Annotated in this window: 26 protein-coding genes and 2 pseudogenes; 18 read left to right on the forward strand and 10 right to left on the reverse strand. The window is 61.3% G+C overall.

All coding sequences use genetic code 11. The features are described from left to right. Window positions 1–35 precede the first annotated feature (35 nt). Window positions 36–710: a 4-carboxy-4-hydroxy-2-oxoadipate aldolase/oxaloacetate decarboxylase gene (locus tag NFJ07_RS09500; protein ID WP_269993870.1), complete on the forward strand. Its 675-nt coding sequence runs from the start codon at window positions 36–38 to the stop codon at window positions 708–710. A 167-nt stretch (window positions 711–877) separates the two neighbouring features. On the opposite strand, the gene NFJ07_RS09505 is transcribed toward NFJ07_RS09500, so the two are convergent. Together NFJ07_RS09505 and NFJ07_RS09510 are read right to left on the reverse strand one after the other, a co-directional pair. Next, window positions 878–1,099, reverse strand: coding sequence for a hypothetical protein (locus NFJ07_RS09505; RefSeq protein WP_269993872.1), 222 nt, complete (start codon window positions 1,097–1,099; stop codon window positions 878–880). A 135-nt stretch (window positions 1,100–1,234) separates the two neighbouring features. Continuing rightward, the gene (locus tag NFJ07_RS09510) at window positions 1,235–2,167 is read right to left on the reverse strand and encodes a LysR substrate-binding domain-containing protein (protein ID WP_269993874.1); all 933 of its coding nucleotides are present in this window, start codon (window positions 2,165–2,167) and stop codon (window positions 1,235–1,237) included. A gap of 548 nt (window positions 2,168–2,715) precedes the next feature. Here NFJ07_RS09510 and NFJ07_RS09515 point away from each other — a divergent pair. Genes NFJ07_RS09515 through NFJ07_RS09535 form a run of 5 tightly spaced genes read left to right on the forward strand, consistent with a single transcriptional unit; the run spans window position 2,716 to window position 7,443 of the window. After that, window positions 2,716–3,504, forward strand: a complete 789-nt coding sequence (locus NFJ07_RS09515) for a LamB/YcsF family protein (protein ID WP_269993876.1) — start codon at window positions 2,716–2,718, stop codon at window positions 3,502–3,504. A gap of 1 nt (window position 3,505) precedes the next feature. Beyond that, window positions 3,506–4,228 (forward strand): 5-oxoprolinase subunit B family protein, encoded by a 723-nt coding sequence (locus NFJ07_RS09520; RefSeq protein WP_269993878.1) that lies wholly within the window; start codon window positions 3,506–3,508, stop codon window positions 4,226–4,228. Further along, window positions 4,225–5,238, forward strand: a complete 1,014-nt coding sequence (locus tag NFJ07_RS09525; protein WP_269993879.1) for a biotin-dependent carboxyltransferase family protein — start codon at window positions 4,225–4,227, stop codon at window positions 5,236–5,238. Before NFJ07_RS09520 ends, NFJ07_RS09525 begins: the two co-directional genes overlap by 4 nt. A 57-nt stretch (window positions 5,239–5,295) precedes the next feature. Next, on the forward strand, window positions 5,296–6,636 hold the full coding sequence (locus NFJ07_RS09530) for an MFS transporter (RefSeq protein WP_269993880.1): 1,341 nt from the start codon (window positions 5,296–5,298) through the stop codon (window positions 6,634–6,636). A 57-nt stretch (window positions 6,637–6,693) separates the two neighbouring features. Next, window positions 6,694–7,443: an SDR family oxidoreductase gene (locus NFJ07_RS09535; RefSeq protein WP_269993881.1), complete on the forward strand. Its 750-nt coding sequence runs from the start codon at window positions 6,694–6,696 to the stop codon at window positions 7,441–7,443. Between the two features lie 178 nt (window positions 7,444–7,621). On the opposite strand, the gene NFJ07_RS09540 is transcribed toward NFJ07_RS09535, so the two are convergent. Next, the gene (locus NFJ07_RS09540; protein ID WP_078107214.1) at window positions 7,622–8,056 is read right to left on the reverse strand and encodes an acyl-CoA thioesterase; all 435 of its coding nucleotides are present in this window, start codon (window positions 8,054–8,056) and stop codon (window positions 7,622–7,624) included. Between the two features lie 227 nt (window positions 8,057–8,283). On the opposite strand from NFJ07_RS09540, the gene NFJ07_RS09545 reads away from it, so the two are divergent. Beyond that, a complete protein-coding gene (locus NFJ07_RS09545) occupies window positions 8,284–9,177 on the forward strand; it encodes a cytochrome c oxidase assembly protein (protein ID WP_269993882.1) in 894 nt (297 codons plus the stop codon). Window positions 9,178–9,216: 39 nt separating this feature from the next. On the opposite strand, the gene NFJ07_RS09550 is transcribed toward NFJ07_RS09545, so the two are convergent. After that, entirely contained in the window at window positions 9,217–9,720 is a 504-nt protein-coding gene (locus tag NFJ07_RS09550) for a GNAT family N-acetyltransferase (RefSeq protein WP_269993884.1), read from the reverse strand. Window positions 9,721–9,844: 124 nt separating this feature from the next. Continuing rightward, complete coding sequence (locus NFJ07_RS09555) at window positions 9,845–10,504, reverse strand: histidine phosphatase family protein (protein WP_269993886.1); 660 nt, start codon at window positions 10,502–10,504, stop codon at window positions 9,845–9,847. 255 nt (window positions 10,505–10,759) lie between these two features. Between NFJ07_RS09555 and NFJ07_RS09560 the strand changes: the two genes are divergently transcribed. The 3 genes and pseudogenes from NFJ07_RS09560 (at window position 10,760) to NFJ07_RS09570 (ending at window position 13,872) form a co-directional block, all read left to right on the forward strand. Next, window positions 10,760–12,289 carry a DUF262 domain-containing protein gene (locus tag NFJ07_RS09560; protein WP_269993888.1) on the forward strand — a complete coding sequence of 510 codons (1,530 nt, stop codon included), beginning with the start codon at window positions 10,760–10,762 and terminating at the stop codon, window positions 12,287–12,289. A 3-nt stretch (window positions 12,290–12,292) separates the two neighbouring features. After that, a pseudogene (locus tag NFJ07_RS09565) lies at window positions 12,293–13,536 on the forward strand (type II toxin-antitoxin system HipA family toxin). Between the two features lie 114 nt (window positions 13,537–13,650). Further along, window positions 13,651–13,872, forward strand: coding sequence for a hypothetical protein (locus tag NFJ07_RS09570; RefSeq protein ID WP_269993937.1), 222 nt, complete (start codon window positions 13,651–13,653; stop codon window positions 13,870–13,872). A gap of 69 nt (window positions 13,873–13,941) precedes the next feature. On the opposite strand, the gene NFJ07_RS09575 is transcribed toward NFJ07_RS09570, so the two are convergent. Then, window positions 13,942–14,385, reverse strand: a complete 444-nt coding sequence (locus NFJ07_RS09575) for a hypothetical protein (RefSeq protein WP_269993890.1) — start codon at window positions 14,383–14,385, stop codon at window positions 13,942–13,944. Window positions 14,386–14,786: 401 nt separating this feature from the next. Continuing rightward, window positions 14,787–15,320, reverse strand: a complete 534-nt coding sequence (locus tag NFJ07_RS09580) for a hypothetical protein (RefSeq protein WP_269993891.1) — start codon at window positions 15,318–15,320, stop codon at window positions 14,787–14,789. A gap of 318 nt (window positions 15,321–15,638) precedes the next feature. Here NFJ07_RS09580 and NFJ07_RS26030 point away from each other — a divergent pair. Beyond that, window positions 15,639–15,871, forward strand: a pseudogene (locus tag NFJ07_RS26030) (IS1634 family transposase); the annotation flags it as partial. Window positions 15,872–15,980: 109 nt separating this feature from the next. Here the strand turns inward: NFJ07_RS26030 and purB are convergent. After that, entirely contained in the window at window positions 15,981–17,423 is a 1,443-nt protein-coding gene (gene purB, locus NFJ07_RS09585) for an adenylosuccinate lyase (RefSeq protein ID WP_269993892.1), read from the reverse strand. Between the two features lie 192 nt (window positions 17,424–17,615). Here purB and NFJ07_RS09590 point away from each other — a divergent pair, with 192 nt between their 5' ends. Both NFJ07_RS09590 and NFJ07_RS09595 read left to right on the forward strand, forming a co-directional pair. Next, window positions 17,616–17,924, forward strand: a complete 309-nt coding sequence (locus NFJ07_RS09590) for a hypothetical protein (protein ID WP_269993894.1) — start codon at window positions 17,616–17,618, stop codon at window positions 17,922–17,924. Continuing rightward, window positions 17,924–19,294, forward strand: coding sequence for a hypothetical protein (locus NFJ07_RS09595; protein ID WP_269993896.1), 1,371 nt, complete (start codon window positions 17,924–17,926; stop codon window positions 19,292–19,294). The genes NFJ07_RS09590 and NFJ07_RS09595 overlap by 1 nt, the downstream gene beginning before the upstream one ends. A 31-nt stretch (window positions 19,295–19,325) precedes the next feature. On the opposite strand, the gene NFJ07_RS09600 is transcribed toward NFJ07_RS09595, so the two are convergent. Then, the gene (locus tag NFJ07_RS09600) at window positions 19,326–19,754 is read right to left on the reverse strand and encodes a phage holin family protein (protein WP_269993899.1); all 429 of its coding nucleotides are present in this window, start codon (window positions 19,752–19,754) and stop codon (window positions 19,326–19,328) included. A 90-nt stretch (window positions 19,755–19,844) separates the two neighbouring features. On the opposite strand from NFJ07_RS09600, the gene NFJ07_RS09605 reads away from it, so the two are divergent. From NFJ07_RS09605 to NFJ07_RS09625, 5 genes are all read left to right on the forward strand, one after another. Then, entirely contained in the window at window positions 19,845–20,963 is a 1,119-nt protein-coding gene (locus NFJ07_RS09605) for a histidinol-phosphate transaminase (RefSeq protein ID WP_269993901.1), read from the forward strand. Window positions 20,964–21,107: 144 nt separating this feature from the next. Next, entirely contained in the window at window positions 21,108–22,316 is a 1,209-nt protein-coding gene (gene pdhA, locus NFJ07_RS09610) for a pyruvate dehydrogenase (acetyl-transferring) E1 component subunit alpha (RefSeq protein WP_269993902.1), read from the forward strand. Then, window positions 22,316–23,296: an alpha-ketoacid dehydrogenase subunit beta gene (locus tag NFJ07_RS09615; RefSeq protein WP_269993903.1), complete on the forward strand. Its 981-nt coding sequence runs from the start codon at window positions 22,316–22,318 to the stop codon at window positions 23,294–23,296. Before pdhA ends, NFJ07_RS09615 begins: the two co-directional genes overlap by 1 nt. A gap of 57 nt (window positions 23,297–23,353) precedes the next feature. Next, window positions 23,354–24,958: a dihydrolipoamide acetyltransferase family protein gene (locus tag NFJ07_RS09620; RefSeq protein WP_269993904.1), complete on the forward strand. Its 1,605-nt coding sequence runs from the start codon at window positions 23,354–23,356 to the stop codon at window positions 24,956–24,958. Between the two features lie 76 nt (window positions 24,959–25,034). Then, on the forward strand, window positions 25,035–25,649 hold the full coding sequence (locus NFJ07_RS09625; protein WP_269993934.1) for a phosphatase PAP2 family protein: 615 nt from the start codon (window positions 25,035–25,037) through the stop codon (window positions 25,647–25,649). Here the strand turns inward: NFJ07_RS09625 and NFJ07_RS09630 are convergent. Next, window positions 25,646–25,984: a hypothetical protein gene (locus NFJ07_RS09630; protein WP_113990649.1), complete on the reverse strand. Its 339-nt coding sequence runs from the start codon at window positions 25,982–25,984 to the stop codon at window positions 25,646–25,648. The genes NFJ07_RS09625 and NFJ07_RS09630 overlap by 4 nt on opposite strands. Window positions 25,985–26,088 lie beyond the last annotated feature (104 nt).

A 26,088-nucleotide genomic window follows, 5' to 3' on the forward strand; every position in this document is an offset into this window, starting at 1 on the left:
CACCCCAGAAGCCAGCCAAGAGAAAGATTCAGGAAATGATCCACGTTAAGACCAAATTCCAGAGGCCGGACGCCGACGTCGTCAGCCGCCTCGCGGCGTTCTCCTCCGCGACCATCCACGAAGCACAGGGCCGCAAAGGCGCCTTGAGCTCGAAGATCAAGCCGATCGACCGCTCCATGTCCTTCTGCGGCCCGGCCGTGACCGTGGCCTGCGCCCCGCAGGACAACCTCATGCTGCAGGTCGCCATCCACTACGCTCAGGCCGGCGACGTCGTCTTGGTCGGTGCTCAGGAATTTTCCGACGCCGGAACCTTCGGCGACGTTTTGGGCAATGCCATGAAGGCCAAGGGGATCGCGGCCATGGTGACGGATTCGGGCGTGCGGGATACCCAGGACCTCATCGAACTGGGCCTCCCGGTGTTCTCGGGCAGCGTCTGCATCAAGGGCACGGTCAAGGAAACCCTGGGGCCGATCAACCACCCGCTCGTCTTCGGCGATGAGATCATCTACCCCGGCGACATCCTCCGCGGTGACGCTGACGGCGTCGTGGTAGTGCGCCGTGAGGAAGCCGAGGAGGTCATTGCGCTCTCCCAGGCCAGGGACGACGCCGAACGCGAGCTCATCAAGGCCTACCACGCCGGAGGCACCACCATCGAGTTGTGCGGGCTGACGGAAAAGCTGAAGGCCAAGGGGCTTCTGGTCGAAGACTGATTGCGTTGCCGGGGCCGGTCACCGAATCTGGTGGCCGGCCTTTTGCGCGCCCGTTTCCGGGCACGAAGAAGGCGCCTTGCCGGGGGCAGGGCGCCTTGGGTGGTGCGGCGGGGTTGAGGGAAGCCGACGACGGCGGGTGGCCAGTCCAGCGGCCTGGCCACGCCGAGTCAGTCCAGTCCGGGGTGTCCTGGCCGGGCGTCGACCAGAAACCATTCGATGCTGTGTCCAGCGTGGGGCGGCATGAGGCTTCCTTCGAAGACGAAGAGAGGTTCGCCCACGCCGCCCAAAGGACGCCAGAAACCGTTCCTTGGGCAGTGGAATCCGGTCCGTGCGCTGAGCGTTCCGAGGGTTGGATTCGAAACCCATCTGGTCTGGCTGATCTTTTTCACTGCTGGTTCCTTTAGTCTGGTTCGCGGAATCCGTGAACCGCTTTCGAATTAATTGCTAATTCGATAGTAGGAAATAAATACGCCCGTGAATAAGACCAAAGATGTCTGTCCGGATAAGGCAATGTTATGGATGGATCAGGCCTCGGATGGATCGGCCGCGTACTTGCTCATCAACTGTTGCTGCAGCATCTCCTTGACCAGGATGAGCACGGCCGAGGCAGCCTCGGACAGCGGCTCATGGTCAGGGGTGCACAGGGCAATCTTGCTCTGCAAGGCGGGTTCGACGATCCGCAATACCTTGAAGTTCTCATCGGGGAAGAGCGCATCAGCCGCGGATTTAGGAAGCACGGTGGCCCCGAGGTTTGCGCGAATGAGCCGAACGAGCGACGGAACCGACTCCACTTCTCCTACGAGCCGCAGGGGCAACCCTTGGTCGGCCAGTCCCTTCTCGATGATCTGGCGCAGGGTGTGGTTCTTTTCGGGGAGGAATAGTCCAAGGCCGCTGGCTTCCTCGAGGGTGACCGTTGTTCGACCTTGGGCCACGTCGACGTCTTCGTGGGTCACGAGGTGCAGGTCTTCCACAATCATGGTGGTGAACTGCACGCCGCGGATCTTCCCCGGCTCGTAGATCAGTGCCATGTCGAGGCGGCCGTTCTTGATTGCCTCGCTCAGCACGCCGCCGAAGATCTCCGTCAGGTGCACCACAATGTCCGGGTATCGCCGGCTAACCTCGCGGATGATCTGCGGCGTCAGGCTGGAGGCCATGCTGTACGGTGCGATGGCGATGGACACCCTGCCCGACGGCGCGGCCCCGGATGCCGCTACGTCCAGCCGTGCTTGTTCCACGAGTCGCAGGATGGTCTGGGCGTGGCGATAGAGGGTGTGTCCCGCGGCGGTTGGCTCGACTCCTTGCTTGCTGCGGATCAGCAGGCGTTGCTTCAAATCGCTTTCCAGCGCGGACACCTGCTGGCTGAGGGCAGGTTGGGCGACGTGGAGCGCGGCGGCGGCCTTGGTGATGCTCCCCGAATCCACGATCTTTACAAAATATGAGAGCTTCCGGGTGTCCATGGGTCTGCCTTCCTCCAAGCCCTCATTGGGGCCTGGATGCCATAAGGAAATTCTATGTAGGGACACACAATCCGTCTTTGTGTGACCTGTCTCTCAGCGACTAATTTGAGATCCACATCCCCATGGTGGCGTTTCCCAACCATTACTGACAGTTCGTTGACTCCCCATCAACCAAATTGTCCCGATACCCAAATATAGACGCATTTGGAACGCTGCCTCACAAGTCGATCGTCACGTAAAGAGCACCCTATGAGACTTTCGGGCATATCGCCCTTCGTTGCCGCCGAGATCAGAGGGCGACGACGGCGGCCCCGCGGCATGTGTGCCGTAGGTCATAACCGGAGGCTATCCCGTGATAGCGAATAGGTCTTTGTGCCCGAAGTTCGTGGGTGCGAGACTTCTATCACCAAAGAATTACCGGCAGTTCCCCTGATTGAAGAATTTTAGCTAAACACTTCCAATCGAACAGACAACTCAATTCTTCCGATATTCCAGCCGCTCGAATGGAATTGCCGGACCCCAATGCAGAACCACGGAAAGAGAACCACGTGAACCCGACAATTGATCTTGTAGCGGATCTTGGAGAGGGATTCGGTGCCTACACCATAGGCAGCGATACCGATCTCCTGGAGATCGTTTCAAGCGCCAATATCGCTTGCGGGTTCCACGCGGGCGATCCCGACATCATGGACGCCACCGTTGCCGAATGCGTTCGCCGCGGAGTCGGCATTGGTGCCCATCCGAGCTTCCCTGACCTGCGTGGTTTCGGCCGCCGTGACATGGGCCTGACTGCCAACGAAGTGCGCGCGGATGTCCTTTACCAGCTGGGAGCCTTGAACGGCTTTGCTGCCTTCCACGGAACCAAAGTGACCCACATTGCTCCGCACGGCCGGCTGGGAAATCTCGTAGCCGTCCGTGCGGACTACGCTGCGGCCGTGGCTGAGGCCGCTGCCCGCGTGGACAACGAACTCATCGTGGTCGCGCAGGAGGGCGAGTTGGCCAGGGCGGCACGTTCCGCCGGCCTGGACGTGGCCATTGTGGGCATCGTCGATCGTGCCTACCAGGAAGACGGGACGCTGGTTCCGCGCAGCCAGCCCGGCGCCGTCCTGCACGATCCTTCGGCCATTGTCGAGCGAACCGTCCGCATGGTGTGCGAGGGCAAGATCCGTTGCGCCAATGGCACTGACATCGACATCTCCGCAGACACCGTCCTGCTTCACGGGGACAACCCCGGCGCCGTCGAACTCGCCCGGCTCATCCGCTCGGAGCTCGTTTCGGCCGGCGTCCGTATCGCCCCGTTGACCGAAGTCATGGATGCCAAGAGGAAGGCGGCCTGACATGTCCGTTCTCACTGCGGCTCCCACCGAGATCTACGAATCCGGAGACTCCGCATTGCGCGTCGTCGCCCTTTCCGAAGCAAGCGAGGACAACTGGCTCACGGTCCACCGTCTTGCTGACTGGCTGGAGGGCTGTGGAGCCGAGGGCCTTCACGGAGCGGTACCCACCTACGATTCCGTGCTGGTGGAATTCGATCCCGTCCTGGTGTCGGCCCGCCAGGTGCGCGCGTTCGTGAAGCTGGGACTCCTCGAAATGGCCCGGTCCGCCGGCACCGAAGCGGCACCCCGTGAATTTGATGTTCCCGTGGTGTACGGAGGCGAATATGGTCCCGACCTGGAGAAGGTAGCCGAGTACCAGGGCATCTCCACCGAGGAAGTCATCCGCCTCCACACCGAAAAGACCTACACCGTTCGCTGCCTGGGGGCGCCGGCCGGCTCGCCCATGATGGACGGCCCCGCGTTCCCCAAGCCCGTGCCGCGTCTCAAGGATCCGCGACTCAGTGTCCCGGCAGGGGCAGTCGCCGTCGCAGGACGCCAAGCCGTCATCGCACCCGCGTCTGCGCCGGGTGGTTGGTGCGTCATCGGCCAGACCCCGTTGACCGTCCTGAATATTCGCCGTGAACCACTGGTCCCTTACAAGCCAGGAGACATTCTCCGGTTCCGTCATATCGAGGCCGGAGAGTTCGACTCTTACGTCGGCAAGGAACTGGAACCAAGGCCATGAGCGGACAGATCCTCATCCAGCAACCCGGCAACGCCGTGGTCACTGACCTTGGCCGGTTCCGTGGACCCCGCTTTGGACTTCCTGTCAACGGCGCCCTGGACCAGTATTCGGCCCGGGCCGCCAACATCCTGGCCGGCAACCTGGACAACGATCCCCTGGTGGAGATCACGGCCCTCGACTTCAGGATGAAAGCGCACTCCGACATCCTGATCGCAGTCACGGGGGCTCCGCTGACACTCACCGTCGGAGGGCGCCCGTGCAGCCAGTGGGAGCCGGTTTCGGTCCGTGCTGGCGAGACGGTGGCCATCCGGGGAATCAACCGGGGCCTCCGTGCCTACCTGGCCGTCCACGGCTCCGTGGAGGTACCTACCTTGCTGGGAAGTTGCGCTCCGGACACCGTTGTGGGCTTCGGCCTGCAGCTCAAGGAAGGAACCACACTCCTGACCCGCCGCAGCGTGGGCCCTGTTCGCCAACCGTACTTCGACCTTCCGCTCTTCCGGCTTGGTCTTGAACGGCCGAGCATGGGGCAGGAACTGATGGTCGATGTGACCGACGGTCCGGATGTCGCCGAGTTTGGCGATTCCGCCGAGCTGCTCTTCACGTCGGAATACGCCGTGAGTGGCCGGAGCAATCACATCGGCCTGAGGCTCGGCGGCGAACTTCCGGAAAGAACCACAAGTGGTGAAGTGCTTTCACGCGGGGTGCCGGTGGGCGCCGTCGAGGTTCCTTCCCGGGAAGAGTTGCTGGTGCTCCATCGGGGACGCGGCGTCACGGCCGGCTATCCGGTCCTTGCGGTGGTCACCAGTAATGGCCTGGATGTCCTTGCCCAAGCCCGCCCGGGCGACAGGGTCCACTTCAGGAAAACAACAGTGGCGGAGGCAACTTCCGCCCACCGGCGCTCGCGGGCGCAGCTTGAAACCCTCCGCGAATCCGTCAACACAGTCTTCGGACTACTTGGCATTGGATGCCGACCCCAGTGGCAGGACCTCCCGGTTGCGGCATGCAGCTAAAAACCTGTCGTCAGAACCAATAGTCGTTGCTACGCTCAATATCAAGAAGGAAATGTCATGACCGCTAACACCAACGCTGCACAAGTGCAGCATGGACGGCTCACAAGCCGTCAAACGCGCAAGGTTGTCACCGCAGGCTGCGTTGGCATCTTCGTGGAACTCTATGACAACGGCATCTTCGCGTTCATGGCCGGAACACTTGCCTTGGTGTTCCTTGCCCCGGGCAACCCGGACAACGCCCTGTTGTTCGTGTTCGCCGGCTACGCAGTGTCGTTCTTCGTCCGGCCCCTTGGCGCGGTTGTTTGCGGCTATCTGGGCGACCGGATAGGCAGGCAAAAGCTACTGGTCTTCGTCATTCTGCTGATCAGTATTGCCACCGCCGGAATCGGGGTCCTGCCCACGTATGCGGCCATCGGCATCGCGGCGCCAATACTGCTCGTCCTCCTGCGGCTCCTGCAGGGTTTCTCGGTTGGCGGCGAAGCCGCCGGCGCTATGACCTTCCTCGCTGAACACGCCCCCGAGGGCAAGCGCGGCATCATCACCTCCTACGCTCAGATCGCTTCGTTCGCAGCACTGCTCACCGGCACCCTTGTGGCGTTCTCCATGTCTCCGTGGCTCACCCAAGCTGCAATCGACGGCGGCGGCTTCGGCTCCTTCGCCTGGCGCGTCCCGTTCCTGGTCGCCATTCCCATGGGCGTCATCGGCTTCTACATCCGTAAGGCCATCAGCGACACCCCCAACTTCACAAAGCTCAAGGAAGAGGGCGGCCTTTCCAAGAACCCGCTCAAGGAAGCCTTCCAGTCCGCTGAGCACCGCCGTGCCATGGTTCTGGCCCTCTTCATCCCGCTCATGAACGGCTCCGGCTACTACGTCCTGTTCTCCTACATGCCTACGTTCCTCAAGGGCAAGCAGCTGAACTTCACCATCGGCGAGGCGCTGTTCATCACCGCCTGCAGCCTGGTTGTCATCTGCATCGCCATTCCTTTCATGGGTGCCCTGTCTGACCGCATCGGCCGTAAGAAGGTCATCGCCGGCTCCGCCATCGCCATGACCATCCTGGGCATCCCGTCCTACGCCCTCATCGCAACGGGAAACATGGGCCTGGCTATCCTTGGCGCCTCCATCATGGCCATCGTCTTCGCCGGCCACACGGCCGTCATCCACATCCTGATCGTTGAGCTGTTCCCCACCCGGGTTCGGTATTCCGCCTACGGCCTCGGCTACAACATCTCCTCCGCGCTCTTCGGCGGAACGGCTCCGTTGCTGATGACTTGGCTCATCAGCAGCACGGGCAACATCTACATGCCAGCCTTCTACGCAGTCATCACGGCCCTCGGCACGCTTGCAGCCGTGAGCACGGTCAAGGACCGGGCCCACGAGCCCCTGCGCGACGCTTAGGCGCCGCTGACCTCCGGGCACACTTCGTGCCTTCCAGCCCCACTTTTTGGAGAACCGATGTCTTTTTCCGACTACAACACCGCCCTCGTCACCGGAGCGTCAACCGGTATGGGTGCCGCGATCACGGAGCGCCTGGCCAAAAGAGGCCTGACCGTTCACGCCGTGGCCCGCAACGAGGAACGCCTCAGCGAACTGGCCGATCGTACGGGTGCTATCCCGCACGTAGTTGACCTGACCGACACAGCGGCCCTGACCGCCGTCGTGAGCGAACTGAAGGTCGACGTCCTGGTCAACTGCGCCGGAGTTTCGCGGCCCGGCAACCTCCTTGACTCATCCGAGCAGGACATCGACGAGCTCATCGACGTCAACCTTCGCGGCCTGCTCCAACTCACGAGACTGGTCCTGCCGGGCATGGTGGAGCGCGACCTAGGCCACATCATCAACATCAGCTCCATCGCAGGCCTCTACAACTTCTACGGCCACACGGTCTACCACGCCACCAAGGCAGCCGTGCACCAGATCTCCCGCCAGCTCAGGAACGACACCGTCGGCAAGCGCATCCGCGTGACGGAGATCTGCCCCGGTCGGGTGGAAACCGAGATCTTCGGCCGGAACATGGGCGGGACGCCTGAAGCCATGGAAGAGGCGTGGAAGACCTACTACGAAGGCTACGAGTCGCTGACCACTGACGACATCGTCAACGCCCTCGACTACGCCATCGAAACCCCGCGCCACGTCAACGTGGGCATGCTGGAACTCATGCCAACGTTCCAGGTCCCCGGCGGTCTCACCTTCGACAGGCGCTGACCACAGCCTCTTTCGAGGCGCCGCGCCCGTCCTGGGCGCCCCAAAATTCCAGTGACGTCACTCCCGTCGCTGGAAATACAAGCTGGCGGCCGCGAATTTCGCGGCCGCCAGCACCCGTTTCCGGGGGATAAAGCTTTTGGGAGGGCCGGACGCTTTAGGAGGGCCCGACGTCGGGCGCTCAGTCCTCTTGGAGCGCTTGCGTCAGGTGGTGCGTGGGGATGCGGTCGCGGTCATAGGTGATTTCCGTGTAGCCGTGCGGTTCCGGCCGGCCGTCGTGCCCGAGGTTGACGAACACGATTTCCTCGATGGTCAGGATGCTGTCGCGGGTGATCATGTTGCGCACCTCCGCGCGCATGGTCAGTGACGTCCGGCCGAAGCGGACTGCGGTCAGGCCCATCTCCACTAGATCGCCTTGGACGGCCGAGCTGACGAAGTTGATTTCGGAGATGTACTTGGTGACGGCGCGGCCGTTTCCAAGCTGGAGGATTGCATAGATTGCCGCTTCCTCGTCGATCCATTTCAGCAGGCTTCCACCGAACAGGGTGCCGTTGGCGTTGAGGTCCTCCGGACGTATCCATTTGCGGGTCCGGAACGTGATGTCAGCCTTTTCCATAATGCGAGATTAGCCGAGGCCGGGCGCCCGCGTCTCCTTGCTGCGTGCCATGCTCGGCGCGACTCCGTAACATGGATACGGTGCACCCGGTTCAGGGCACAACACGACACGCCGATTCGCGCACCATGCGGCACACCGGGAACGCGCTGGAGGAACACCATGAAGATCGACAAAACCCACCGTAGCGCTGGGCTCGGCGCCCGGCCTTCCGACGTGGACCACTGACCATGCCACCGTTGAACGCCGTGCTGGGCGCCTGGTCAATGAACTGGCCTGCCCTGGTCATTCTTATTGCCGCAGTCGCCCTGTATTCAAAAGGCCTGGTTGCTGCCAAGCGCCGGGATATCCGCTGGCCGTTGTGGAACTCTATTGCCTTCTTCGCCCTTGGCCTGGGTAGTTTCGCGGCCCTGAGCTTTGGATTCCCGGGCACCTACAGTCACGATCTGCGGTGGGCATTCACCCTCAAGGTGACGTCTTATCTGTTTGTCGTCCCGCTGTTGATTGGCCTGGGCAAGCCTCTAACACTTGCAAGGCGAACCCTTGGCCCTGTGGGCTCGGCGAGGGTGGAAGCGGTCCTCGGGCACCGGCTCGTTCGCATGCTCAGCAACACGCTCGTGGCGGCGCTTCTGGGGCTCGCCATGTTCACAGTGTTCCTGACCCCGTTCTTCTACGTGCTTCGGACCAACCCCGCCGCCGACGTCATCCTGACTTTGCTGGTGCCCGTCATGGGACTGCTCATGACCGTACCGATCATGGAAGACGGCGCAGGACGCACCTCATCGCTCATTGTGGTCGAGTTCATCTTTGTATTTATTGAGCTGCTCGCCGACGCAGTTCCCGGGGTCCTGATGCGGCTCAGCCCGGGAATTCTCGACGGCGCCACGTCGGTTTTGGGCAATCAGCCAGGCTGGTTCCCCTCACCCCTGCGCGACCAGCAACTCGCGGGAGACCTGATGTGGTTCCTCGCTGAGATCGTTGATCTTCCCCTCATCATCCTCATGTTCGTCCGGTTCTCCCGTAGCGACAAACACGAGGCCAAGAGCTTTGACGACCTGAGCGATGAAGAAATCGAAGCCCTGAATCGGGCACATCTGGGGCAAGGCGGACGCGGCCTGGATTGATTCGGAGTGACGCAGCCCGGGGAGATCCGGAGGGCGTCCTTAGGCCATCGCCGTGTGCGAGGCGCTGTGCGAATCGATCGGCTTGGCATAGCACTGCGAGTGGCTGACACCAATGTAGGGGCCGAAGTTGGGCACTGCGGCGAAGCCGGCGCTCTCGTAGAAACTGCGCCCGTCCGATTGGGCCGACCCCGCTTCCGCCGTGATCACGCTGAAACCGTGGGCATGTGCCTGCGCTTCCAGCGCGGCAAGGATAGAGCTGGCCACTCCTGAGCCCCTGGCGTACGGGACAACGTATAGACGCTTGATTTCCGCGGTTTCGGCGTCCAGAATCCTTAGCCCTCCGCAACCCAGGGGCTGGCCCGAGCACTTTTCGTAGGCGACAACGAAGACGGCGGTATCAGCTTCCGATGGTGCGGGTCCGGGCTCATGGTCTGAGTTGCCGAAGCGTGCGTCCAGTTCCGCTTGCTGCGCTGCGCGGAGGTCTGCACCCACCGGGTTAGCCCAGGTGACCTGTCTGATGTTGAGCCGCGGATTGGTCTGCATCGGAACCTCTTTCGCCGGAGGGGGTTATGCAAATCAAGCCTAAGAAGCGGGGGTTACCGCGGTGTTTCCTACGCGTAAGCGTCCGGAGAAATACCGGGGCGGCGGGATTGGCCTCAAGCAGCCGCTATTCGACGGCGTCGCCGGTGGGATCTTCGACCGTCCGGTCGGCCAGAGCAAGCCCGCCTACGGGGCTTTGGTCCCAGTGCAGCAGGCGCCAGCCGATCTCGGGTTCGCCTTCGAGCACCACGATTCCGGTGTTCTGGAGCTGGTGGGTGGCGGCGAATTCGCGGCCAACATCCACGGCACGGCGACCTGCCCAGCAGCGGATCGCGGCACCGTGGCTGACCACGACGGCGGTTTCGTCGCCTGCCGCTGCCACCTTGGCAATGGCAGCGTCGTAGCGGGCGAAGAATTCGTGGCCGTCACCCGCTCCCGGCATGCGGACGTCCAGTTCACCGTCGGTCCAGGCGAAAACGGTGCTCATGTACCGGTGGTGCGATTCGTGGTCGGTGAGCTTCTCCAAAGCACCGGCCTCAATCTCCTGCAGGCCGTCCAATACCGTGGCCTCAAGCCCAAGGGCTTTTGCAAGCGGGGCGGCCGTCAATTGGGTGCGGATCAGCGTGGATGCATAGATAGCCGTGATGTCCTCGTTGGCAAGAGACCCGGGGAGCGCAGCGGCCTGACGTTCGCCGAGTTCAGTCAGTCCCGGACCGGGAAACGCCGTGTCTAATTGCCCCAAGACGTTTCCGGGGGTTTGCCCGTGGCGGATAAGTATGAGCCTCATGCTGACACAATTCCTTACATCGATTCGGAAACGCAGGGTCCATGCGGCATTTCGACCCGGTGACTTTCAGCCAATCAGGCACGGCAGCCAAGCGCCGGGCCGACACGCCGTTCGTTCGGTAGCTCAAGCGCCTGGATCGTTGGATGCAGAGTGGATCAGTGGGCGAGAGCGGAGCAAGACGCCGTTGTAGCATGAAGCATGGAATCTCGGAATGACCCATCTGTAACAACTGCGTCCCGAACCGAGGCGTGGAGCGTGGGTACGATAATTGATCTCGCCCGCAGCGGTCAGATGCGTATCCCGCATTTTCAGCGTTCATTCGTGTGGGACGCGGGAGACGTCGTCAAACTGTTCGATAGCATCTACCGAGGGTTTCCGATTGGCACATTACTCCTTTGGAAAAAACCCGTCAAAAAGGATCGCGCACAATTTGGTCCGATTTGGATTGACGCCGAAGCGCACAACGGTGGACTTATCGTTGTAGATGGACAGCAGCGGGTCACTACGCTGATCGCGAGTCTTGTACGTGATTTTGCGCTGCAGGATCCACGGTTCCAAATCTTCTTTGACATTGAGAAGCGAAGGTTCTCCGGCCTTATCAACGGGCGACAGCCTTCTCGGTCCGTCCCGGTGACGGAAATACTGAGCTCGAAGGCTTTGCTGTCGTGGCTTCGGGAAAACGGTGATGATCTCACCGATGAGGATCTCGATATTGTGGATGACCTTGGCGGCACGATTCGAGACTACAAAGTCCCGGTATATGTTGTTCCGGAACAAGACGAGTCCGTGCTTCGTGAAGTATTCGACCGTGTGAACAGTGCGGGCCGGCCGATTACGCGGTCTCAGATATTCCACGCCCTCTTTGCCGGCAGCGATGAATGGGCTAGTCCCAGAGCGGTCGTCGATTCAATTGCGGCACTTGGCTTTGGTCAAGTTGATGAGAATCGAGTTCTGCAAACCCTGCTCGGAATCCGTGGTGGCGATGTGATGCGAGACATTCATGCCGAGTTTCGTTCCGACGAGAGTCCTGATGAATGGTACCAGAAGGCAGAAGATGCGCTCACCCGGGCAGTTGACTTTATGCGGGGGATTGGTGTTCCGCATGCGCTGCTTCTACCGAACACACTTCCGCTGCCTGTCTTAGCTGTTTTCCTTCATCGGCATCCTGAATTGGACCCATGGAACGCCCGACTTCTTGAAACATGGATATGGCGGTCTTGGATCTTTGGCATCGGGACAGGAACTGGTGGACAGACCCCGATCTTGCGAAAGGCTATAAGCTTAATTAGCCCCAGAACGCATGGCTCGCCTTCACAATTGGACGCCTATCAGGATCTCCTGTCTTTGTATGGATTACTTGACAAAGCAGGAATGCGGTCAATCGAGGAAGAGAAGTTCGCCACCGATAAGGCATCGTCCCGGCTCGTGCTACTTGCGATGGCGGACCTAAGTCCAGTTGACCCACATGGGCGCCCAATTGACATTGGTGATCTGTTGAACCGGTATGGAACGGGTGCGGTTGGTTCTCTAACTGCCGGGCCTCGCCAAGATGTCGGGAATAGATCATTTTGGTTGAAAGAATGGGGTGATGTCCGTGCCATGCAGAGTCCGGTGGACCTGCAAAGCCACTTCCTTACGATTGACGACATACATGGAGACGATCCGGCAATGATTGAAGCGAGGCGATTGCGAATAAGGGCGCATGCTGAGAAGTTCCTGGCGGTTCGAGTTGATGAAGGTCTTTCTCTCCGGCCGCCGCTTTCTTCCCTACTGGTAGCGGACTGAGGTATGAAGCGATCTTCCAATGAGTCACTGAGGGTCGAATTGCAAGGACCTGACGGCGACTGGTCAAGGGTCGGCACTCTTTTCAACAGTTCCGACGTTAACTGGTTCACCTTTGAGGACTCCTACTGGAGTGACCCGGACCGCCACGTGCTTGGACAGGTCTTCGAGGAAAAGGGACGTGCTGGAACGTATCGCAAGACTAACGTGTCCTTACCCGGATGGTTTTCTCATTTGCTGCCTGAGGGATTTCTTAGGACTCAGGTGGCTGGAAAACTGGGAATTCCCGAAGTTCGTGAGTTTCCAATGTTACGTGGGCTGGGCGCCACGGACCTTCCAGGAGCAGTTCGCGTACTTCCGGACCGCAGGGTGGAATCGGCCGAACCAGGAGAGTGGGAAGACAGGTTGCAAGACTCCGACTCAATGCCGCCTGAATTGAAGTTTAGCCTGGCGGGTGTCCAGATGAAATACTCCGTATTGGGAACCGGAGCCGGTTTGACGGTTCCGGCAAGGGACGCCGCAGGAGACTACATTCTCAAACTGCCGGATTTGCGTCCTGGCTTTGCGCGGGTACCAGAGAGTGAGCATGCGGTCATGGAGCTTGGCCGCGCGGTCGGCCTTAATGTCGTTTCTTCCGATTTGGTTTCGATTTCCGACGTCGATGGCCTCCCAGCTGAGCTAGATGGGACTGATACAGCTTTGCTCATTCCGAGATTCGATAGAAGTGGCCCTTCTAGGCGTATTCATGTCGAACACTTTGGACAGATAATGGATATCAGTAGCGGTAGACCCCGCGAGAAATATGAGAAATCCAACTTCGAAGGCATTGGCCGTATTGCGTCAGCTCTCGCGGTCAGCAAGCGGGACTCGAAGTAATTAAAAGAGTTGTTTTCAATATACTAATTGGCAATGGTGATGCGCACTTAAAGAATTGGGCAGTGCTGTATTCAGACGGTAAGACACCTTCCCTCACTCCCGCATATGACATCGTTCCAACGGTTTTGTATCTCAAAAACGATAATCTGGGACTCAATATTGGTGGTGAGAAGCGATTTGATGCCATTGGGCCAGAGCATTTCGCGCGTTATTGGAGTCTCATGCAAATTGACGAAAACCAAGGGCTCGAAGTAGTTCGTCAAATGGTGTCCGACGTCTTCCAGGCCAGACGCCTGCTAAAAGACCATCTGACCGGCGACCAGGCGGCTCGCCTGAACACGCACATGGAGGCCACTCGGCTCGCCTCCCTCTGACCTGACTTGGCTCACGCGTCCTTGTCTCATGGCTACCCGGGGCTGTGACCTGCGTGATGTGTTCGGATTGGTGCTTTTTCACGCACTAAGGGGATTTGTTCTAGTGTCGCTGATGTGGTGTCCATCAGGCGGGTTCGGACAGCTTCCGGGGCGACGGCAGTGCAGATTGCCGCGTATGTTCGCGGTCGTCAGCGGGTCGTGGAACCGGCCTCGCTGCTGGATGCCGGCAGGGTCCTGCGGGACTTGGGCCGGGTCCCGGCCAGTTATGCGACCGTGAAACGCACCGAGGCTGGGGGCGCCGCGGGCAAGTACAGCGGCCCGATCGCGAACTGGTGATTCCAACCCGACAGCACCAGCGGGGGGACATTTCCGTGGTGGTCGTGATATTTGGAGACCCATGTTTAGCTAGTCTTTGATCCCGAGATCCTTCCGCATCGCTTTGCGAAGGATCTGGTAAGCCTCTTCGAAGTCTTCGCGTGCCTGCTCTCGAGTGAGACCTTCAGTGGTCCTCTCTTCGTACGCGAAGGCATTGGTGACGGCAGCGCCAAATGCCCTAAGAGGCGCGTCTAAGTGCTTCGGGACGAAGAAGTCTATGTCATCCGACAGCAGAATTTTGACGTGCATTTTCATGTCGTCTTTCATCAGGTGCCACCGTTCAGGAACGAGACTCACAAACCGGGAGAGATAGTTTCCGGACTTCAGGTACTCCTGATAGACATCACGTTTTTCGTTGCGAAGCCATTGGTCGTGCTCGACCTCACGGTCCCGTCGCAGCTTGTACAGCGCCAAGATGCCATTGATCAATGCGGCACCGAGAGCGCCTCCGAGTAGCGGGATCCAGAAGTCCATGAGGACAACATACACAGGAGACCGCTCCGCCATTCGGGAGGCCTGACGTATCTGAGACGACTTCGAAGGCTATCTGCTTCCTGGAAGCGAGTTGGTGCTCTCCTGACATCATGAGACGCAATGAACTCAGCTGCGCCGTTGCTGAGAGTGCCAAGGCATTCCCCGAAGCTCTTGTTGGCTTCGCTTGAGCCTGCCTCGCGAGGCGTCATGAATGGCGTTGCGGCTTCCACATACTCCATGTAGATCCGCATTTTTTCATTGCGGAGCCACTGCCGGTGTTCTGTGGCCTTGCCCAACTTGGCACCTAGCCAGATACCGACCAGTGCGAAGAATTCTGTCACGAGGGGAAGGAGGAGCCACCATCATTGGCCCTGCTTGATCAGCTCATCTATGCCCAAAACCTACAAGACTGGCAAGGCCATGTCGTTTCGCACCACGACGACCGCCTCTGCAAGTCGCTGATTGAGTTCCGCGTTGGCTGACTCGATGACCTCGCGGCTTTGTCGGCTACCGGTTTTCCAGTCATCGACTACGTCCAGCAAATGGGATTGCGCGATGCGGGCATCGCTCAGGGCCTGCGTAGCTTCTCTGGTCCCGGGCAATAGGGTGAGGGTCGTAAGTGCTGCTGTCATGATCTTTTGGTTCTCAAGAAGGAGTTGCTCATCATGGATGAGAGAGTAATCGAACGTAGGTAGGACTATAGCGCTAGTGTTTTCGGCCAAGGTTGTGAGAAATCGGACGTACAACTCCCTCTTGTCAGCGCGAAGAGCCTCGGCGCGTTCATGGGTGGTGCGCAGCGCCCACATTTCCCGCTCGGACTCGCGTGCCGCTTCGGCGTTTTTAACGTTGATCCATCCCGTCACCCCCGAACCGAGCAACGCGCCAACAATGCCAGCGCCAGCAGGAACTATCATCCGAATTGTTTCAGGATCCATAAGCACAACATACACAGGAGACCCCTCCCGAAGAGGGTCTTCCGTTTTCAGACTTCCCACTCCCACGCGTCACGTTTGCGCTGTGCACCTCGTGTCGCCAGTGTGTCCACTGCGGCTGGTGGCGACCATCCCGCAGCTCGGCGCCTTCGGGACATCTGATCTTGATCACGGCCCGGAAGGTGGCGAGTCCCGGTCACGGTGCATGCCTACGTCACCAACGATCCGTCTCGTCACGGCCAGGGCAACGGCGGCGAGACCATAGAGGACGCCCTGTCGACATACCACTGGAACGACCCGTCGCGACGGGACCGCAGCGGTCTCGTCGGCTCCTATCACGAGCTCTGGCACGTCGAGGGATCCTTCCGGATGAGCAAGGCAGACCTGCGCGCCAAGCCCGGACAGGGCTCGCGGTGGCCAACGTCATCAAACAGTTCCGGCCCGTGCGCTCAGCGACCATTGCGATCAACGGCACACCAAGACCTTCGCGTCCGTCATCCCTTGCCGGGCAGCAAGCCATCCTCAAGACCAAAACTCATGCACTAAACAAATGAGCCAAGTCAGGTCTGACCGCCGACAGCAATTGGGACTCCGACGGCGGGCAAGCGCTCCATGCCCTCGCCAGCCGTCGAACGGATGCCACCGTTTCCGCAGCGCCGCGTCCTACTTCAGGTGGTCCACCAACTGGTCCGCGATACCGGTGTACTTGCCCGGAGTAAGTGCCAGGAGGCGTGCCTCGGCTTCGGGAGACAATCCCAGGCTCGAGACGAACTCCTGCATCCGGGCGGCATTGACGCGCTGACCGCGGGTGAGGTCCTTGAGTCGCTCGTACGGGTTCTCCATGCCCTCAACGCCGGCGATGGCCTCGGCGCGCATGACCATCTGGATGGCCTCGCCCAGGACTTCCCAGTTGGTGTCGAGGTCGGCCGCCAGTACATCCTCGGCAACGTCCAGGGCCTTCAGTCCCTTGGCGACGTTCGAGATTGCAAGGAGCGAGTGCCCGAATGCGACGCCGATGTTGCGTTGCGAGGAGGAATCCGTGAGGTCTCGCTGCCAACGTGAGGTAACCAGCGTGGCGCCCAGAGTGTCCAACAGCCCATTGGAGATCTCCAGGTTGGCCTCGGCGTTTTCGAAGCGGATCGGGTTGACCTTGTGCGGCATGGTGGAGGAGCCGGTGGCGCCAGCAATCGGGATCTGGCGGAAGTAGCCAATGGAGATGTAGCTCCAGATGTCCGTGCAGACGTTGTGCAGAATGCGGTTGAAGCGGGCGACGTCGGCATAGAGTTCGGCCTGCCAGTCGTGGCTCTCGATCTGGGTGGTCAGCGGGTTCCATGTCAGTCCCAGGCCCTCAACGAAGGACTGGGCTACGGCCTGCCAATCGGCACCGGGAACGGAAGCGACATGCGCAGCATACGTGCCGGTAGCGCCGTTGATCTTGCCCAGGTACTGGGTCTTGGAAACGCGGTCCAGCTGGCGGCTCAGGCGGTGCGTGATGACTGCCAGTTCCTTGCCAAGAGTGGTGGGAGTGGCCGGCTGGCCGTGCGTGCGGGAAAGCATCGGGACGGCGCGGTTCTCCTCGGCCATCGCTTCGATCTGCTTCACCAAGGCGCTGGCAGCAGGGAGCCACACATCTTCGATGGCACCCTTGACGCCCAAGGCATAAGAGAGGTTATTGATGTCCTCCGATGTGCAGCCGAAGTGCACCATCGCGGTCAGGTTCTCGATACCGACCGCGGGGAGGCGGCGGCCGATGTAGTACTCAACGGCCTTGACGTCGTGGACTGTGACGGCTTCGATTTCAGCGAGTTCCGTGACCGAAGCGGCGTCGAACTCGGTGACGATGGCGCGCAGCTTCTCCTGCTGTTCGGTGGTCAGGGGGCCGGCGCCAGGAAGTACGTTGTTGCTGGTCAGGTGGATGAGCCACTCGACCTCGACGGCCACGCGGTCGCGGTTGAGGGCGGCCTCGGACAGGTAGTCGACCAGGGGAGCGACGGCGGACTGGTACCGGCCGTCCAGCGGGCCCAGGGCGATCGGCTCCGGCGACGCGGCGAGAGCCAGGCGTCCAGAGGGCGTACGGGTAACAGCGGCGGCGACGGTTTCAGGCATGGGGCAATTCTTTCATGAACTCGGCTCGCGCCATTAAGCGGGACTTCTCTATGTGCATAACACCGTGACTTCCGCTGCACTGCGGTGTTTCCCGCAGGTTATCCACATAACCGATCACGTCGGTTCCACGCCACCGGAGCACAACGTAGCGTCGGTGCCACAACATCGATGGACACAGAGGAGGGCAACGTCTTGAGCGGCATTCTTATGGCGGCTGGAGGAACGGATCTGGATTCGCAGCAATGTATTTCACGGGGCGCGGAAATCAAGAAGCTCGGATGGCGGATAGGCCTCTGCGCCGACCACGCCGACGCCGCTCTTGCCAGGCTGGCGCAGTTGCAACTCGAGCAATGGGAGTCGCCAGCCGGCCGCGCCTACCGGACCACTTTGGCTTTGCAGGCCGCCTCCCTTCGACGGGGGCGTGATGCCTTGCGCGAGGCCGCTGCAGCGACGCTCCGCCATGCCCGGAATGTGGCGTTGGACCCCCAGTCTGGCTACTGATGGCCGAGGTCGCTCCTGTCGGCGCGGGTGGACCTCCCCATCCTCGAACACCCGGGCCGGATGGCACATTGCGGATCCGCGGCGGTGTAGGCGGAATCCACTTCCAATTCGAAGAGCTGCTTGCCGGCGCAGCCGCGCTGGACGGACTGGTGCGCCAACTGCAGGACATTGAAGTGGAGGCTGAAGCGGTCCGGGTGGCCTTGTTCCCGCACCAGGCCTCGTCCTACACGAGTGGAAGCAACGCCATCATTGCCGTCGGTGAGAGCGGCCGGGACATTGGGCGGGTCCGCGAACAGCTTCAGCGGATTGGCAACGATGTCAGGGCAAGCCATCGTGAATATGAGTTTGCGGAATCACACGCGGCGATCAGATTGCGAATGGGCATGGGAATGCCAGTCCTCCTGACTGGTCCGAATCTCCTGGACTTTGGCTTCAGGGGTGCCACAGAAGGAGCCGTCCGGGATGTGACCCGGATATTGGAGCTGATGATGGGGCTACCCCCGGCCGCGGCCAACCTTTCAGGGGCGATGGTTGGGCTGACTGACGTCGGCGCCGTCCTGCGAGCCATCGTGGCGGCCCCCGCATTGGCTTTCCTCAGGCCACGTCCTATTACGGTCAGCCGGGGAGAGACGGCCACCAAGAGCGTGGACCTGTCGGCAGCAGGAATGCTCCGGGAACTGCAACTCGTCGATGAGACTTCAGAGGGCGAAATAGAAGTGGTGGAGGTCGATAAGGACGGAGAGCGGGCGTGGGTGGTGTTGATTCCGGGCACTCAGCCGGGCAATCCGCCAGGAGGGAGTAATCCACTGGACGAAGCCGGCATTGCCGAAGCGCTGGGTTACAACTCGACGGAAACCAGTAAGGCCATCCGTCAGGCGTTGCTCGAGGCAGGCGCCGCAGCCGGCGAAACCGTGGTGGCAGTCGGCCACAGCCAGGGCGGAATCCATGCCATGAACTTGAGCCAGGACAAAGCGTTCCTCGCCGAGTTTGACCTCAAGTTTGTGGTGACAGCTGGATCGCCCGTTGGCGGGATCACCCCGCAAGCCGGCATCGGGAGCCTGCACTTGGAGCACGAACACGATTGGGTTCCCGGTGCGGACGGCAAAGCGAATCCGGACACCAAGGACCGGGTTACCGTGACCATGACCAATCCGGTGAGCCTGGCACCCGGCGAACACCAAGGCATTGGGCCGGCGCACAGGCTCTCACGCTACGAGGAAGGGGCAAAGCTGGTGCAGCTCAGTTCCGATCCTTCACTGGCCGCTTCCACAGCCACTCTGAGCGGGATACTGGGCGTTGGCGGAGCGGCCAGGGTGAGCCGGTTCAAGCTGACCCGCGAAGCACCCCGGACCCCGCGGGGAGGGCGGTGAGGAAGTGGACGAACATGCTGGCGCAAGCTTTCTACCGCCTGTTGCCGCCCGGAATCCAGCTGGCCACCATGGAGATCAGGCTGATGATGATCGCGGCGAGAACCGCGGTCCAGAAGAATCGGTCGATGGTGAGGTGTACCGGCGTGTAGCTGCTGAGCCAGGCTGTCAGGGACAACATGGCCGCGTTGATGACAATCGTGAACAGGCCGAGGGTGAGGATTGTGATCGGAAGGGAGAGCAACTTGACCAAAGGCCGGACAAAGGCATTGACGATGCCAAAGATGAGCCCGATGAAGAGATAGGCAAGAACCACGCCCAAGGTGTCGCTGCCTTGCGTGACCCCCGCGTTGCTTACTGCGTTGGTGGTTGCCGAAGTGGAAATATCCATCCCGGGCAGAATCCAGCTGGCAACCCAGAGGGCCAGCCCGTTGATCAGGACGCGCACAATGAATGAACCCATATGCCCATGCTTTCACATGCGCCGGCTTTTACGTGCGCTGGCCGGAGGGCTTGCCAGCATGGCCCGAAGCCCTGCAAGTAGGCTGGTGCCATGAATTCTTCTGACAACGCACCGGAGGGCGTGCGTCCCCGCCCGGTTGTGGACAGGCTCCCGAAATATGCTGCAGGCAAGCCTCCCGTAGCTATTGAGGGCCTGACCAGTTACAAACTGTCTTCCAATGAAAACCCGCTACCCCCGATTCCCGCGGTGCTCCAGGCAATCGCTGATCAGTCGGACATCAACCGGTATCCGGACCCCTTGTCCACCAAGCTGCGCACGGCGCTCGCTGACTTTCTGGGAATCCCCGCTGACGACGTCGTCACTGGAGCCGGAAGCCTCGGAGCCCTGAACCAGATCCTTTCCACCTTCGCCGGACAGAACCACGACGGCAAGGCTGACGAGGTTATCTATGCCTGGCGCTCCTTCGAGGCCTACCCCATCTGCGTAGGGCTGGCCGGGGCCGAGAGTGTCCAGATCCCGTTGCTTTCCGACGGACGCCACGATCTCGAGGCCATGGTGGCCGCTGTCACGGTCCGCACCAAGGTGATTTTGCTCTGCACGCCAAACAACCCCACGGGTCCCATCCTCACCGCCGAGGAAACCGAGCGGTTCATCCAGTCAGTACCGTCCGGGGTCGTCGTTGTTATTGACGAGGCCTACCAGGAGTTCGTCAGGAACGAGAACGCCGTGGACGGTATCAAGTTGTACCGCAAGTACCCCAATGTCGTGGTCCTCCGCACCTTTTCCAAGGCTCACGGCCTTGCGGGGCTGCGCGTTGGATACAGCGTTTCCGGTCCGGATCTCACCCAGCACCTGCGCGTCACTGCCACGCCGTTTGCCGTCTCGCAGATTGCCGAACGCGCCGCCATTACTTCCTTGGAGAATTTCGACCAGGTTGTTGAAAGGGTACAAAGCCTGGTCGATGAGCGGGATCGGGTTACCGCAGGACTCCGGGAGCTGGGATGGTTCGTGCCCGAGGCTCAAGGCAACTTCGTATGGCTGAATCTTGGAGAGAATAGCGCCGAATTTGCTGGACTGGCAGGCGAGCGGGCGTTGTCCGTGCGGGCCTTCGGCAACGAAGGCGTCCGGGTCAGCATCGGAGAAGTCGAGGCCAATACTCGATTCCTGGAACTCTGTGCGTCCTATACAAAAGCGCCGCAGGCTTCCTAGCGGTTAACAAATGCCCCTGCGTCCCTTACTGCGGATAAAGTAAGGGACGAAAGCCAAGATATGCCGATTCCGGAATGCATTCCGGAATCGGCATATATCAGCGAATATTGCTCAGCATCGGGCTGCGGCAGGCAAGGAGACGGAATGGGCGCAACTCAATTGCCCACCCCCGGGATCAACGGAACGGGACTGGATCAGCAGTCTCCTGCGGGAGGCGCTTCAAGCGATCCCGCCGCCGAGATGATCCAGCTGCTGGGGCCGGACGGCAAGCTAGGGACAGATCCCGTCTTCTCGGACTATGCCAAGCGCCTTGATCCCGAGCAGCTCCGGGGCTTCTACGCCGACATGGCCAAGGTCCGCCGCTTCGATCAAGAGGCCACGGCCCTTCAGCGCCAAGGCGAGCTGGCTCTTTGGGTTCCCCTGACCGGCCAGGAGGCCGCCCAGATCGGTTCCGGACGCGCTACCCAACGGCAGGATTACATCTTCCCGACATACCGTGAACATGGCGTTGCATTGACCCGCGATGTGGATCTGGCTGAACTCCTGAAGCTGTTCCGCGGAATTTCGAATGGTGGCTGGGATCCCACCGAGAACAACTTCCACCTCTATACCCTCGTGCTTGCGGCCCAGACGCTGCATTCAGTTGGTTATGCCATGGGAATCCAGCGCGACCAGAAGCTCGCGGAAGCCAATGGTTCCAACGATCCGAAGGCTGCTGTTGTGGCCTACTTCGGCGACGGTGCCAGCTCCGAAGGCGACGTTCACGAATCCATGGTCTTCGCGGCGTCCTACAACGCTCCCGTGGTGTTCTTCTGCCAGAACAACCACTGGGCCATCTCGGTCCCCACTGAGGTCCAGACCAAGGTTCCCTTGTTCAACCGGGCCAAGGGATACGGCTTCCCGGGCATCCGGGTGGACGGCAATGACGTTATCGCCGTCCATGCGGTCACCGAGTGGGCGCTTGAGCATGCACGCGAAGGCCGTGGTCCCGTGCTCATCGAGGCATATACCTATCGCGTTGGTGCCCACACCACTGCGGACGACCCCACGAAGTACCGCGAATCGGCCGAAGAGATTTCCTGGCGGGGCAAGGATCCCTTGGATCGCCTGGAGAAATACCTCCGTAGCGAGGGCTTGGCCGACGAAGCTTTCTTTGAGCAAGTCAAGGTTGACGGCGACAAGCTCGCGGCACACGTCCGCAGCACCACGCAAAGTCTGCAGGGCCCTAACTTCCGTGAGTCATTCGCCGGGGTCTATGCCGAGCCGCACCCGCTCGTGGCCGAAGAACTTGCTTGGTTCGAGGAATACTCCGCCGGATTCGAAGGCGACGAGGAAGAGGGGGAGGGCAACTGATGACCACCATGACTATTGCCAAGGCCATCAACGAAGGCCTCCGGGCGTCGCTCACCAACAATCCGAAGTCCTTGCTCATGGGGGAAGACATCGGGCCGCTGGGCGGCGTCTATCGCGTGACCGACGGACTTATCAAGGAGTTCGGCGCAGACCGGGTAGTGGACACCCCGCTGGCTGAGTCCGGCATCGTCGGCACTGCAATAGGCCTGGCCTTGCGCGGCTACCGTCCCATCTGCGAAATCCAGTTCGACGGCTTTGTGTTCCCCGGCTTCAACCAGATCACCACGCAACTGGCCAAGATGCACTCGCGCAGCGGCGGCAAGCTGACTGTTCCCGTCGTCATCCGCATTCCCTATGGTGGCGGCATCGGCTCGATCGAACATCACTCAGAATCGCCGGAAGCGCTCTTCGCCCACACCGCCGGCCTGCGCATCATCACTCCGTCCAATGCCCACGACGCCTACTGGATGATCCAGCAGGCCGTTGACTGCACGGACCCGGTCATCTTCTTCGAGCCCAAGCGCCGCTACTGGCTCAAGGGCGAGGTGGATACCGAGAACGCGGGACCGGCGTCGGACCCGTTCCAGGCGCACGTCCTGCGCGAAGGCTCCGACGCCACCATCGTGGCTTACGGGCCGCTCGTGCCGGTCGCGCTGGCCGCCGCAGCGGCGGCGGAAGAGGACGGGCACAGCATCGAGGTGATCGACCTGCGCTCGATTTCCCCCATCGATTTCGACACTGTCACTGCTTCCGTCAAGAAGACCGGCCGCTTGATCGTTGCGCACGAAGCACCGACGTTCGGGGGGATCGGCGGCGAGATCGCCGCGCGGATCAGTGAGCGTGCCTTCCTGCACCTGGAGGCTCCGGTTATCCGGGTGGGCGGTTTCCACATGCCGTATCCCGTGGCGAAGGTGGAAGAGGACTACTTGCCGGACATCGACAAGATCCTCGAAGCCCTGGACCGTTCCCTGGCCTACTAGCCGCCCCTGATTGCACCCGCCGCCAAGCGGACGGGCCAGCCGAGATCGAGGACCTAAGTGACTGTTAAGAAATTCAACCTGCCGGATGTCGGCGAGGGCCTGACTGAGGCGGAAATCGTCTCCTGGAAGGTCAAGCCCGGCGACACTGTGGCCATCAACGACGTCATCTGCGAGATCGAGACCGCCAAGTCCCTCGTGGAATTGCCGTCCCCGTATGCCGGTACGGTGGCGGAATTGCTCGTCGCCGAAGGCATCACGGTTGAAGTAGGCACCGCGATTATCGGCATTTCGGACAATGCCTCGGACGACGCAGCGCCCGCGTCAGCACCCGCTGCGCCGCTCGCCGCGCAGCCTGCGGCTCCGACTGCCGCTGCGCCATCCCCCGCCCCTGCTGCCGCGCCTGCTGCCGAACAGGCCTTTGAAGCCTCGATGTACGGCAAGCTGCCGGAAGACCCGGGAACGCCCGACGCCGGTCCGGTCGCCAGCCCGTTGGTTGGTTCCGGTCCCAAGGCCGACGCCGTCAAGCGCCGGCCGCGTAAGCGCCCGGAAGGCGCTACCGCCGCACCCGCCGCCGCGGCCGCGAGCACGGCACCCGCCGTCGTCGAAACAGTAGTCGAACCCGTCGTCGAGCCCACTGCTCCGGCCCTGCCGCTCCTTGCCGAACAGCAGCCCGCGGCCGCAAGCCAGGGAGCCGTAAACCAGGGAGCCGCAAGCCAGGCGCCGGGTCTCACCGGCCTTGGTGCAACTGTCAGCGGCCTCGTCAACCGGGTGCTGGCCAAGCCTCCCGTGCGCAAGATCGCCCGTGAACTTGGGATTGACCTGGCCGACGTCGTTCCTACGGGAGCCCGCGGCGAAGTGACCCGCGAGGACTTGGTCAGCTACCAGTCGCAGCGCGATGCCGAGGTGGACCAAGCAGACAAGTTCTGGGGTGCGTCCAAGAAACCGCAGGATCAGCGAGTGGAACGGATCCCTGTCAAGGGCGTCCGCAAGGCTACCGCCAAGGCCATGGTGGAGTCGGCCTTCACGGCGCCGCATGTGAGTATCTTCGTTGACGTCGATGCAAGCCGCACCATGGAATTCGTCAAGCGGCTCAAGGCCTCCAGGGACTTTGAGGGCATCAAGGTATCGCCGCTGCTGATTCTCTCCAAGGCCGTGATTTGGGCCGCGGCACGCAACCCGAGCGTTAACGCGACCTGGGTAGAGGACGCCGATGGCAAGGGCGGCGCGGAGATCCACGTCAAGCACTACATGAACCTGGGTATTGCTGCAGCTACGCCGCGCGGGCTCATGGTGCCGAACATCAAGGATGCCCAGGACCTTTCCCTCAAGGAACTGGCCCTCGCGCTCAACGAGCTAGCCAGCACGGCACGCGCGGGGAAGACCCAGCCTGCGCAGATGCAGGGTGGCTCGCTGACCATCACGAACGTTGGCGCCCTGGGCATTGACACCGGGACACCCATCATCAACCCCGGCGAGGTGGCAATCGTCGCGTTCGGCACCATCAAGCAAAAGCCTTGGGTGCTCGACGGCGAAGTCATCCCTCGCTGGATCACAACGCTTGGCGGTTCGTTCGACCACCGGGTGGTGGACGGGGACCTTTCCGCCCGCTTCATGGCCGACGTCGCAGCCATACTCGAAGAACCGGCGCTGCTGCTTGACTGAACAGCGCGGCATTGGGGGAGGGCAGCGCGGCGTTGGGAGCGGGAAACTCCGCGCCGTGGGCAGCGAGTGGAACGTCCTGCCGGCGGAAAGGCCTGCCTCCTCGGCCCGCCGCCGTGTTGCCCGGATCCTGACTGAAGTCTTCCAACCGCCCGCCGTCGTGTCCATCTTGCTGCTTATCAGCCCTGCGGTGGAACCGGGTTTCCCGGGGACAATATGGTTCGGGGTCCTTGGGGCGCTCTTTGTGTGCGTGTTGCCGCTGGCCTACGTCCTGCTCATGGTGAGGCTCGGCAAACTCAGCGACCACCATGTCAGCGATCGCAAGGAGCGGGCGCCCTTGCTGATGCTTGCGCTCGTGTCCGTGGTCATGGGGCTGTTGGTCCTCAACGTCATCCACGCCCCGACCAGCGTCTCAGTGATGATCCTTGCACTGATTGGCGGCATCACGGTGTTGGCTGCAGTCAGCCTTGTGTGGAAAATCAGCGGTCATGCCTCGGCAATTTCCGCGGCCGCAGTCATTGCGGCGCTCATGTTCGGGCCCGCGTGGTTGCCGCTACTGCTTCTGGTTCCGGCCGTCGGCTGGTCCCGCGTAGTCCTGCGGGACCATACTCGCGGCCAGGTCATCGCGGGCTCGTTGTTCGGCGGGGTGTTCATCGCGGGACTTTGGTGGGTCCTGCGCGGTTGGCTGGGCTAGTAGGACGTGTAGCTGAGCGCAAGGTCGCGCAGCTGCTGGTCGCTCATGCTGCCGATCATTCCAAATGACAGCACCATGGCCAGGGCTCCAACGGCCAGCATGGCGGAAGCAACCACAAGCAACAATTTCCAATCGGAGCGAAGGATGCTTCGGAACGTCTCCGGCATCTGGAGTAGCGGGGAGATCATGTTCGGAGCGCTGTCTACCGAGCCGTCGTCGAGAAGCGCCACGATGCGGTCATTTGCGCGGTCGAAGCGCATGGAGCTGATGTGGTTGCCGTGGCGCGCGAGCAGGATGTCGTGTCCGACGCGTTGGCGCGGCTGCAGAGTAAGCAAAAGGGATCCCCTACGGGTTGTTGTGATGGGCGGCTCGCGCCCTTGGGGGCCACTTCAATTTTACCGGCGGCATCCTAGCCGCACGGCCGAAATCGGGGTGAGAC

Origin of the sequence: Arthrobacter sp. B2a2-09 (assembly GCF_027587375.1) — a bacterium.
Lineage (GTDB): Bacteria > Actinomycetota > Actinomycetes > Actinomycetales > Micrococcaceae > Arthrobacter.